Annotated in this window: 7 protein-coding genes, 2 tRNA genes and 2 rRNA genes; 5 read left to right on the plus strand and 6 right to left on the minus strand. The window is 44.0% G+C overall.

All coding sequences use genetic code 11. The features are described 5' to 3' along the window. Positions 1-33: 33 nt before the first annotated feature. From CEF19_RS03525 to comGA, 4 genes are all read right to left on the minus strand, one after another. Positions 34-2,971, minus strand: a 23S ribosomal RNA gene (locus tag CEF19_RS03525). Positions 2,972-3,161: 190 nt separating this feature from the next. Further along, a 16S ribosomal RNA gene (locus tag CEF19_RS03530) occupies positions 3,162-4,714 on the minus strand. Together the 16S and 23S rRNA genes form the textbook arrangement of a ribosomal RNA operon. Positions 4,715-5,028: 314 nt before the next feature. Then, positions 5,029-6,066: a competence type IV pilus assembly protein ComGB gene (gene comGB / locus CEF19_RS03535; RefSeq protein ID WP_100404794.1), complete on the minus strand. Its 1,038-nt coding sequence runs from the start codon at positions 6,064-6,066 to the stop codon at positions 5,029-5,031. Beyond that, positions 6,063-7,103: a competence type IV pilus ATPase ComGA gene (comGA, locus tag CEF19_RS03540; protein ID WP_157800872.1), complete on the minus strand. Its 1,041-nt coding sequence runs from the start codon at positions 7,101-7,103 to the stop codon at positions 6,063-6,065. The genes comGB and comGA overlap by 4 nt, the downstream gene beginning before the upstream one ends. Before the next feature lie 181 nt (positions 7,104-7,284). Here comGA and CEF19_RS03545 point away from each other — a divergent pair. The 3 genes from CEF19_RS03545 (at position 7,285) to mscL (ending at position 8,102) form a co-directional block, all read left to right on the plus strand. After that, positions 7,285-7,356, plus strand: a tRNA-Gln gene (locus CEF19_RS03545). A gap of 59 nt (positions 7,357-7,415) precedes the next feature. Beyond that, a tRNA-Gln gene (locus CEF19_RS03550) sits at positions 7,416-7,487 on the plus strand. 108 nt (positions 7,488-7,595) lie between these two features. After that, positions 7,596-8,102 (plus strand): large conductance mechanosensitive channel protein MscL, encoded by a 507-nt coding sequence (gene mscL / locus CEF19_RS03555; RefSeq protein ID WP_100408194.1) that lies wholly within the window; start codon positions 7,596-7,598, stop codon positions 8,100-8,102. Here mscL and CEF19_RS03560 read toward each other — a convergent pair. Next, a complete protein-coding gene (locus CEF19_RS03560) occupies positions 8,091-8,396 on the minus strand; it encodes an HNH endonuclease (RefSeq protein ID WP_100404796.1) in 306 nt (101 codons plus the stop codon). The two genes, mscL and CEF19_RS03560, sit on opposite strands and share 12 nt — an antisense overlap. Positions 8,397-8,510: 114 nt before the next feature. Continuing rightward, positions 8,511-8,690: a hypothetical protein gene (locus CEF19_RS03565; protein WP_100404797.1), complete on the minus strand. Its 180-nt coding sequence runs from the start codon at positions 8,688-8,690 to the stop codon at positions 8,511-8,513. A 154-nt stretch (positions 8,691-8,844) separates the two neighbouring features. On the opposite strand from CEF19_RS03565, the gene CEF19_RS03570 reads away from it, so the two are divergent. Both CEF19_RS03570 and CEF19_RS03575 read left to right on the plus strand, forming a co-directional pair. Beyond that, positions 8,845-11,199, plus strand: a complete 2,355-nt coding sequence (locus CEF19_RS03570) for an ATP-dependent helicase (protein ID WP_100404798.1) — start codon at positions 8,845-8,847, stop codon at positions 11,197-11,199. Further along, on the plus strand, positions 11,192-11,830 hold the full coding sequence (locus tag CEF19_RS03575) for an HD domain-containing protein (RefSeq protein ID WP_100404799.1): 639 nt from the start codon (positions 11,192-11,194) through the stop codon (positions 11,828-11,830). Before CEF19_RS03570 ends, CEF19_RS03575 begins: the two co-directional genes overlap by 8 nt. The last annotated feature ends 55 nt before the right edge of the window (positions 11,831-11,885 follow it).

Genomic DNA, 11,885 nt, shown 5'->3' on the forward strand with positions numbered 1-11,885 from the left:
TAGATAATGTGTAAACATTCATGTCAAGAAATATTGGATAAGTCCTCGACCGATTAGTATCTGTCAGCTCCACGTGTCGCCACGCTTCCACACCAGACCTATCAACCTCATCATCTTTGAGGGGTCTTACTGGATTACTCCATGGGAAATCTCATCTCGAGGGGGGCTTCATGCTTAGATGCTTTCAGCACTTATCCCTTCCACACGTAGCTACCCAGCGATGCTCCTGGCGGAACAACTGGTACACCAGCGGTGTGTCCATCCCGGTCCTCTCGTACTAAGGACAGCTCCTCTCAAATTTCCTGCGCCCGCGACGGATAGGGACCGAACTGTCTCACGACGTTCTGAACCCAGCTCGCGTACCGCTTTAATGGGCGAACAGCCCAACCCTTGGGACCTACTTCAGCCCCAGGATGCGATGAGCCGACATCGAGGTGCCAAACCTCCCCGTCGATGTGGACTCTTGGGGGAGATAAGCCTGTTATCCCCAGGGTAGCTTTTATCCGTTGAGCGATGGCCCTTCCATGCGGAACCACCGGATCACTAAGCCCGACTTTCGTCCCTGCTCGACTTGTAGGTCTCGCAGTCAAGCTCCCTTATGCCTTTGCACTCTACGAATGATTTCCAACCATTCTGAGGGAACCTTTGGGCGCCTCCGTTACTGTTTAGGAGGCGACCGCCCCAGTCAAACTGCCCACCTGACACTGTCCCTGAACCGGATCACGGTCCGAGGTTAGAATGTCAGCACAGTCAGGGTAGTATCCCACCGACGCCTCCACGTAAGCTGGCGCTCACGCTTCCAAGGCTCCTACCTATCCTGTACAAACTGTACCAACATCCAATATCAAGCTACAGTAAAGCTCCATGGGGTCTTTCCGTCCTGTCGCGGGTAACCTGCATCTTCACAGGTACTATAATTTCACCGGGTCTCTCGTTGAGACAGTATCCAAATCGTTACACCATTCGTGCGGGTCGGAACTTACCCGACAAGGAATTTCGCTACCTTAGGACCGTTATAGTTACGGCCGCCGTTTACTGGGGCTTCAATTCAGAGCTTCTCCTAAAAGGATAACCCCTCCTCTTAACCTTCCAGCACCGGGCAGGTGTCAGCCCCTATACTTCGCCTTGCGGCTTCGCAGAGACCTGTGTTTTTGCTAAACAGTCGCTTGGATCTATTCACTGCGGCTCTCTCGGGCTTGCACCCTACTAGAGCACCCCTTCTCCCGAAGTTACGGGGTCATTTTGCCGAGTTCCTTAACGAGAGTTCTCCCGCGCGTCTTAGAATTCTCTTCTCGCCTACCTGTGTCGGTTTGCGGTACGGGCACCTCTCACCTCGCTAGAGGCTTTTCTAGGCAGTGTAGGATCAGGAACTTCGGTACTTAATTTCCCTCGCCATCACAGCTCAGCCTTCGCGAGAAGCGGATTTGCCTACTTCTCAGCCTAACTGCTTGGACGCACATATCCATCAGTGCGCTTACCCTACCTTACTGCGTCCCCCCATTACTCAAACGGTGAGGAGGTGGTACAGGAATTTCAACCTGTTGTCCATCGCCTACGCCTTTCGGCCTCGGCTTAGGTCCCGACTTACCCTGAGCGGACGAGCCTTCCTCAGGAAACCTTGGGCTTTCGACGGAGGGGATTCTCACCCCTCTTTTCGCTACTCATACCGGCATTCTCACTTCTAAGCGCTCCACCAGTCCTCTCGGTCTGACTTCGCTGCACTTAGAACGCTCCCCTACCACTGACACCATACGGTGTCAATCCATAGCTTCGGTGATACGTTTAGCCCCGGTACATTTTCGGCGCAGAGTCACTCGACCAGTGAGCTATTACGCACTCTTTAAATGGTGGCTGCTTCTAAGCCAACATCCTGGTTGTCTGGGCAACTCCACATCCTTTTCCACTTAACGTATACTTTGGGACCTTAGCTGATGGTCTGGGCTGTTTCCCTCTTGACTACGGATCTTAGCACTCGCAGTCTGACTCCCGAGGATAAGTAATTGGCATTCGGAGTTTGACTGAATTCGGTAATCCTGTGGGGACCCCTAGTTCAATCAGTGCTCTACCTCCAATACTCTTACCTCGAGGCTAGCCCTAAAGCTATTTCGGGGAGAACCAGCTATTTCCGAGTTCGATTGGCATTTCACCCCTACCCACACCTCATCCCCGCACTTTTCAACGTGCGTGGGTTCGGGCCTCCATTCAGTGTTACCTGAACTTCACCCTGGACATGGGTAGATCACACGGTTTCGGGTCTACGACCACGTACTATGGCGCCCTATTCAGACTCGCTTTCGCTACGGCTCCGCCTTATCAGCTTAACCTTGCACGGGATCGTAACTCGCCGGTTCATTCTACAAAAGGCACGCTGTCACCCATTAACGGGCTCCAACTAGTTGTAGGCACACGGTTTCAGGATCTGTTTCACTCCCCTTCCGGGGTGCTTTTCACCTTTCCCTCACGGTACTGGTTCACTATCGGTCACTAGGGAGTATTTAGCCTTGGGAGATGGTCCTCCCGGATTCCGACGGGGTTTCACGTGTCCCGCCGTACTCAGGATCCGTCTCGGAGAGAAGGGCATTTCGGTTACAGGATTGTTACCTTCTATGATGGGCCTTTCCAGACCGCTTCACCTATGCTCTTCTTTTCTGACTCCGTATGAGACGTCCTACAACCCCAAGAGGCAAGCCTCTTGGTTTGGGCTGTTTCCGTTTCGCTCGCCGCTACTTAGGAAATCGCATTTGCTTTCTCTTCCTCTGGGTACTTAGATGTTTCAGTTCCCCAGGTCTGCCTCCTCGTATCCTATGTATTCAGATACGGGTATCATCCCATTACGGATGATGGGTTCCCCCATTCGGATATCCTCGGATCAAAGCTTACTTACAGCTCCCCGAGGCGTTTCGTCGTTCGTCACGTCCTTCTTCGGCTCCTAGTGCCAAGGCATTCACCGTGCGCCCTTTCTAACTTAACCAAATTAAAAAAGGTTTTTGTTTAATCGTCTCCGATTAAACATGAATTTTCTTGACTTTCATGTTTACATTTCATTATCTAGTTTTCAAAGAACTATCCTATAGAAAGAACAAAAGTTCCTTCAAAACTGAACAAAAGACCAAAGCGTATATGACCTACGTCATATATCGACTAGAGTAAAAACTCCATAGAAAGGAGGTGATCCAGCCGCACCTTCCGATACGGCTACCTTGTTACGACTTCACCCCAATCATCTGTCCCACCTTAGGCGGCTGGCTCCATAAAGGTTACCCCACCGACTTCGGGTGTTACAAACTCTCGTGGTGTGACGGGCGGTGTGTACAAGGCCCGGGAACGTATTCACCGCGGCATGCTGATCCGCGATTACTAGCAATTCCGGCTTCATGTAGGCGAGTTGCAGCCTACAATCCGAACTGAGAATGGCTTTCTGGGATTGGCTCCACCTCGCGGCTTCGCAACCCTTTGTACCATCCATTGTAGCACGTGTGTAGCCCAGGTCATAAGGGGCATGATGATTTGACGTCATCCCCACCTTCCTCCGGTTTATCACCGGCAGTCACCTTAGAGTGCCCAACTAAATGCTGGCAACTAAGGTCAAGGGTTGCGCTCGTTGCGGGACTTAACCCAACATCTCACGACACGAGCTGACGACAACCATGCACCACCTGTCACTTTGTCCCCCGAAGGGGAAAGCCCTATCTCTAGGGTGGTCAAAGGATGTCAAGACCTGGTAAGGTTCTTCGCGTTGCTTCGAATTAAACCACATGCTCCACTGCTTGTGCGGGCCCCCGTCAATTCCTTTGAGTTTCAGCCTTGCGGCCGTACTCCCCAGGCGGAGTGCTTAATGTGTTAACTTCGGCACTAAGGGCATCGAAACCCCTAACACCTAGCACTCATCGTTTACGGCGTGGACTACCAGGGTATCTAATCCTGTTTGCTCCCCACGCTTTCGCGCCTCAGCGTCAGTTACAGACCAGAGAGTCGCCTTCGCCACTGGTGTTCCTCCACATATCTACGCATTTCACCGCTACACGTGGAATTCCACTCTCCTCTTCTGTACTCAAGTCTCCCAGTTTCCAATGACCCTCCCCGGTTGAGCCGGGGGCTTTCACATCAGACTTAAAAGACCGCCTGCGCGCGCTTTACGCCCAATAATTCCGGACAACGCTTGCCACCTACGTATTACCGCGGCTGCTGGCACGTAGTTAGCCGTGGCTTTCTGGTTAGGTACCGTCAAGGTGCCGCCCTATTTGAACGACACTTGTTCTTCCCTAACAACAGAGCTTTACGATCCGAAAACCTTCATCACTCACGCGGCGTTGCTCCGTCAGACTTTCGTCCATTGCGGAAGATTCCCTACTGCTGCCTCCCGTAGGAGTCTGGGCCGTGTCTCAGTCCCAGTGTGGCCGATCACCCTCTCAGGTCGGCTACGCATCGTCGCCTTGGTAAGCCGTTACCTTACCAACTAGCTAATGCGCCGCGGGCCCATCCCTTAGTGATAGCCGGAGCCATCTTTGAGAACATGCGCATGAACGCTCGTTCTATCATCCGGTATTAGCACCGATTTCTCGATGTTATCCCGGTCTAAGGGGCAGGTTGCCCACGTGTTACTCACCCGTCCGCCGCTAACCTTTAGGAGCAAGCTCCTAAAGGTCCGCTCGACTTGCATGTATTAGGCACGCCGCCAGCGTTCGTCCTGAGCCAGGATCAAACTCTCCATAAAAGTGTTTGAGTTGTTTTACCAACAGGCTCAAAAATATCGCTAACGATATTACATAATAAATTGACGAGATTTGATTTATCGAAATAAAACAATCTCTATTTTTTCGCTTGGCTTTTGTTCAGTTTTCAAAGAACTACGCTGTCGCTCATCTGCGACGTTTAATAATATACCATAAACATTTTAAAACATGCAAGGGTTTTTGCAAAAAAGTTTTTCTTTTTTTATAATTAGGGCTCAGAGAACTGCTAGGTAACCATTTGATAATAATAAAAGAAAACGAAGAAACTTATAAACATAGTTTCTTCGTTTTCTTTCTACTGTAACGTACCCAGCATCTGAAACATAGGAAGCATTATCGACAAGAACAAAATAAATACAGTAGCCCCCATAAATAAAAAGAAAATAGGCTGGAGCCAAGACATGCCTTTATGGATAGTACCTTCGAGTTCTTGAAACAAGATGCTACTATAATATTGTAAATCCTCTGCCAAGTACCCTGTACGCTCGCCATTCTCAATCACAAAAGAAAGCTGACTTACAAAATAACTACAAGATTTAATCACTTCATGTAACGGTTCCCCACCATTTAACTCATTATTCATTTTTCCTGCTTCAAGTTGAAAAAATTTTAGATATTCCTGTTCTTCAAAAATAGATAAGGCATGTTGTAATGATAAACCAGCAGCTAATAACTGTCCAAATTGCAAAGAAAAGTAATACGTCATTAGTCGCTTCGTAATCCCCTTACAAAACGGAATGGTAAGAAGAATCTCTACCTTTCGGGTTGGATGCCATTTTTTAATTGCGAAATAATAGTAAAGAAAAACAGCAAAGCACCCACCTGATAAAATAACCGTAATCAAAGGAAAAAAGTCAAGAAAACTGAAGACTATTCTTGTAAGAAGAGGAGGGTTAGAAGTAAGTGAAGCGAAAAGAAGTTGAAAATGAGGAACGATGAATTGGTGCATAAGAATTACAACCATTACACACAACCAAGCTAATAAAATAGGGTAACGAAAAACCTTCCGAAACTCGATTTTTATTTTTTCTTTTTTTTCATACGCTGTTCCAGCTTGAATGAAACCGACTCCGATTTCTCCACGCATTTCATAAAAATATAGGAATGAACGAATATCACTAGGGACATCTAGATAAGAAAAGGCCTCGTGGACACTTTTTCCATTTCTCAATTCATGCTGAACATCAGAGATTTTATTTTGAGTCACGTCTTTTACGTAATGTTTTAGAAAAGAAAGTGCAGAATCAATTGGATACCCTTTCTCCATTAAATGGCCAATTGTTATTAAGTACTTGGGCAAATCTCTGGTCCCGCTAGTATTTAGCCATTTCATCGTCTGTCAAATCCTTCTATAGAAGAGGTTGACATATACCCAAGAGCCCAAGCCAAACTAGCTTCTTGAATTAAACTGCGATAATTGGGTCTTTCCCCTTGCACTACACGTTCAACACTATCTTGATTTAATAATTCATATAAAGCCGATCTCTCATGATACCTGGTGTCAACACAGTTAGCACGAACGTTACAGGTCGGACAGGTTTTTACAATGAGACGTTGTGAAATAATGACACGACACGCTTCAATTAAATCTAATTTCGAAATACCGTACTCTACCATCCTCAAAACGGCTTGATAGCAATTACTTGAATGTAGGGTAGCAAAGACTAAGTGACCCGTTAATGAAGCTCGAACAGCTAATTCCGCCGTTTCAGAATCCCGAATTTCTCCCACCATCATGACATCTGGATCATGTCTTAAGGCTGCGCGTAAACCATTCGCAAAAGTTACTCCTGCCTTTAAATTTACTTCCATTTGAATAACTTCATCAATCGGGCGTTCAATCGGGTCTTCAATTGTAATAATCGAACGACGTTTTTCTTGACGGATTTGTTCAAGAAGCGCATAAAGAGTGGTGGTTTTCCCAGAACCAGTCGGGCCCGTTATAAGACAAAGTCCTTGGCGATAATAAGTTATGTTTAGTAATTGGTAAAATGATTTTTGATAGAGAGGTAAATCTACAAGTGCTTTAAATTGATGTTGGGGTAAGATTCGGATAGCCATACTTTCCATGTAGCGAGTAGGAAGAGTTGAAATTCGAAGGTCATAAGTTGAGTTGTTACACTCAATTTTCATCGAGTTACTTTGAGGTTTTCGTCGTTCTCCGATGTCCATCCCAGATTGGTACTTAAAATGGCTTACAAGTCGCTCAGCTATTTGTAAATCCAGCTTTCTCTGATGGCCTGTCACTCCCATAACCCTATACTGAACATAGTAACCATTTGTTATCGGAATAAAGTGTATATCTGTTGCACCGCATTCGAGCGCATCGGCAATTATTCGCTTACTTTTTGATTCTATTTCATACAACAATCTCACACTCCTTTTATAATTTTTATTACACATCTTAATTTCAACACTCTATAAAAAAATCCCTTTAATTTTGAATAAGAATCATCCAAGCGTTTATACTATTGTTGTAACGCAGTCAAGTGTCGCAGAAATTAATGAATAACAAAAAGAATTTCGGTCATACTATTAAATGCAAAAACGATGGGCTATAGCCAAGCGGTAAGGCATCGGACTTTGACTCCGTCATGCGTTGGTTCGAATCCAGCTAGCCCAGTTCCCTCTTTTTGATGTTTATAAACCATAAACATCAGTAAAACTATTAAGACAAAACGATGGGCTATAGCCAAGCGGTAAGGCATCGGACTTTGACTCCGTCATGCGTTGGTTCGAATCCAGCTAGCCCAGTCCAACCCCCTAAAGTGAAACTGACTTAGGGGGTATTTTTATTCATGTGAATCCTACCTACGCATAAGCTTTTATTAAAAGAGAAAGTAGGTGTGCCCTTGCATGAGGATTTTACATGAATTTAAGGAATTTGCAGTTAGAGGAAATGTAATTGATATGAGCATTGGTGTAATTATCGGGACAACCTTTGCCAAAATTGTCGAATCACTAGTCGATGATATCATTATGCCTCCTTTCGGTTTATTATTTGGCCAGGTTGATTTTTCCAACCTTTATATAAATTTATCCAACCGAAAGTTTGAGACTTTTACTGAAGCTGAACAAGCAGGAATTCCGATGATAAATTACGGTGTTTTTCTTAATCACTTTGTTCATTTTCTCATTGTCGCGTTTGTTCTCTTTATTTTTATAAGACAGGTAAACCAAATACGCAGACCAGAGGAGGATCCCCTGGTAGGAATGAAAACAAAGGTTTGTGGCTTTTGTTATAAAACGGTCGCTTTTCGGGCCACTCGTTGCCCTTATTGCACTTCTATTTTAGATGAAATACACAGTACTTCTAGCAACCCTTCCTCAGAAAAACTGATTCGTTTCCATAAGCAATCATCTTCTTGATTGCCTTTTTCGGTCCGCCGATTTCTTTGTTCTGATTAACGTTTGTGCTGGCCGTTTTCGGATCCATTTAATAAACTGACGAACTTTCTGATCTTTCATTAGTTCTTCAATAGTACTTAGACGATCCGCTAATTCAGCATTTGTATAAAGCGCATGAATTTGTTTATGGCAAGGGATACACAGTGCTGCTGTTGGAAGATGAGCTCCTCCTTCTTCTCTTGGCGTGAGATGATGAAACGTTCTATCAACCCCCTCCCGTTCACAAAGTTGACATTGCCCCTTCTTATTTTTCATGAAGGCCCCCACTCTTATGAACCATTGACTTTTAATTTATTCTATCTTGAAATTTATTCGTAAATCTTTTAATTTCCCGATGCTTCCGTAAAAATCCCGATCCCTCTCTCAAGTTCAAGACGGCTCCTCTCTTTCTTGCTTTAAGCGGATACTCGCAATTAAAATGAAATTTAACCCAATAAGTGTTGCAATAAAGGGTCCAAATAAAAAAACACCTTGGTTAAACCAGCCATACCCAAACAAAAATGCAGCAATAAGCGTAATGCTCCCTCCTAAGACAATAAATGAAATCATTTTTTCACCTCCTTATTACAGTTCCTACTTTTCTACTCCTTCTTATTGTTTCCAACTTGACTTTCGAAAAATCAGCTAAAAAGTAACTTTCTTTTTAAAAAATCTGCTACGATAGATTGTAATAATGCTTAGTGTATGACCAGGAGGGACGTTTGTGCAAACAGCCATTCACCATCAAAAAATAATTCATTTACCAACGCATGATCGAAGCGCATGGCAAATGCTCTATTCAGCTAGTATTCGACAGGAGCTTACATGTATGCATTGTGGTGAAGCAATGAGAATTCACTTCGGTATTCATGAACCACCCTTTTTTATTCATCCATCTACAAGCTTTGAATGTGAAACCATTGTTCAAAATTATGAACAGAACCTGAAAAAAAAGGCAGAATCACAGCCTACTCAGCCTTCTGGATTTTCAGGCTTCAATTTACCTAAAGGAAGAGAAATTTCATCCATATCTAATGCTGAGACAGCCATTTGGACGCAACCTCAAGAGGTAAGAGCCATACCAGAATTCACACACTCAACTAAGAATGAACATAGTGAGGATACTGGCTATCGAAGACTGTTAAAGGAGCATGGAATCCATTTGGACGCTCCACAATGGTCGGCTGTTACAATCACAAAAGGGCCTCTTCTCCTGCTTGCGGGGGCCGGGAGCGGAAAGACAAGAGTCCTTACAACTCGCGCAGCCTATATGATCGCCGAAAAGCAAATATCTGAACAAGAAATGATTCTTGTTACGTTTACTGCGAAAGCTGCTCGTGAAATGAAGGAACGAATGCACATGTATCCTAACATTAGCAATGAGTCTTTACGCCGCTTAATGATTGGAACTTTTCATAGTATCTTCTATAAAATACTTCTCCATCATGATCCGGTTCGTTGGCATGGAGATCATTTACTGAAATGGGATTGGCAACGGGAGCACATGATAAAAGAAGCTGGTCGCGAAATTAATATAGATGAAAAGGAATTTGCATATGACCAAGCTCTCACTCAAATTAGTTGGTGGAAAAATCACCTGTTAATGCCACATAACGTTAAGGCAAAGGATGTTTGGGAGGAACGTGTCGCATACTTATACAAGCGATACGAACAAATGCGATTATCAAAAGGCTTGTTTGATTTTGATGATATGCTTATTGGTTGCTACGCATTTCTTCAGGAACATCCACATTTATTAGAAAAATATCAACAGCGTTTCTCTTATGTTTCCATTGACGAGTTTCAGGACATTAATAAAGTGCAAGTTGAACTTATATCGATGCTCACAGAAAAAACAAAAAACCTATGTGTGGTTGGAGATGATGATCAGTCAATTTATGCGTTCCGAGGTAGTGACCCGTCGTATATTTTGCAGTTTAAAGACAACTATCCACAAGCACAGACAATTGTACTCAATCAAAATTATCGTTCAAATCACCCTATTGTGTCAGCGGCTAATAATGTAGTCTCTTCAAATCGAACACGCTTTTCAAAACAATTGGTCGCGCAACATACTTCTGAACATGTTCCTTTTCTCTTTTTCCCATATGATGAAGAGGAAGAAGCCACGATGGTTGCCACTGATATTAAAACGAGGATCGAAGCTGGCGCAGCACCTTCAGACTTTGCAGTGTTATACCGTACGAATGTGACAGCACGTGCACTATTCGAACGATTTGTAACCTCTAGTCTTCCTTTTGTCTTTGAACAAGAAGGCGAATCCTTTTACAAGCGTAAATCAGTACGAAAGGTTCTTGCTTATCTACGTTTGAGCTTAGATCCTGATGATGGACAAGCAATGCAAGATTTAGTGGGTGCACTTTTCTTAAAACAGCATGTAGTTCGGGATTTAAAGGCACTTAGTATCTCTGAGGATTGCACACTCGTTGAGGCGTTAACGCATATCTCTAACATCAAACCATTTCAACAGAAAAAACTAGGAGCTTTACACCAACAATTTAAACAGTTAAAAAAACAACCTCCCGATCAGGCGATTTCCTTCATTGAAGCAGAGATGGGATTAAAAGACTATTTGAAAAAGCAAGGGAATGAAGGGAATAAACTAGATCGCGGTTCGGACGATGTACGTGATTTAAAAGTAGCAGCACGACAGCATAAGACCATTGAGGAATTTCTTCTCCATATCGACCATATGATCGCTAAACAAGAGGAACTCCGCAAACAATCTCCTTGCAATAATGCTATTTCACTTATGACCATCCATCGAGCAAAAGGTCTTGAATACAAACATATCTATCTTATTGGAGCTGTTGAGGGAAATCTCCCTCATGACTATGCTTTAGATGCATGGCGCGCAGGAGATGATAAACCAATTGAAGAAGAGAGAAGGCTTATGTATGTTGCCATGACACGAGCCGAGGAAACATTGGCCATTTCTGTTCCAGCGATGCGTCGAGGGAGAAAAGCTCAACGTTCACGATTTGTTCGAGAGGTGAACCGACTCGCTTTAAAAACAAACAAGCAATTTGAAACTAGTGGAGGTCAAAGTCGTGGATAAAGAACAAGTGATTCTAGAAACATCCAATTGGGTAAAGTCAAAACTCGAACACGAAGGTACTGGTCATGATTGGTATCATATTACACGAGTTACAAAGCAGGCAAAGGAAATAGCCATTGAAGAGGGAGCGAACTTGTTTATTGTTACACTCACTGCTCTTCTACACGATTTAGCTGATGATAAAGTTGTAAATAGTGAGGAAGAAGGACGACAAGAGATTAAAGAATGGTTACACTCCCACCATTTATCAGAAACCGATATTCATCATATCATTACAATCATTAAAACGATGTCTTTCAAAGGAGGCAATAACCGTGCAGTGGAGAGTCTAGAAGCTCAGGTCGTTCAAGATGCAGACCGACTTGATGCACTAGGAGCAATTGGAATTGCAAGAACGTTTATTTATTCAGGGAGTAAGGGTCAGCCTATGTACGACCCGACAATCTCAACACGTGAATCTATGTCAGTTGAAGAATATCGTCATGGCACGTCGTCCGCTGTCCACCATTTTTACGAGAAACTTCTTAAGTTAAAGGATTTAATGAATACAGAATCAGGTAAGAAACGAGCCGAGGATCGTCATTCCTTTATGGAAGAATTTTTAGAACAATTTTATCATGAATGGGAATAGTCTAAAAACGAGCAGAAGGAGACTCGAACTTTTTGTTTAAGTCCGTTAAAAAGTC

Origin of the sequence: Bacillus solitudinis, from assembly GCF_002797395.1 — a bacterium.
GTDB lineage: Bacteria > Bacillota > Bacilli > Bacillales > Bacillaceae_D > Halalkalibacter_A > Halalkalibacter_A solitudinis.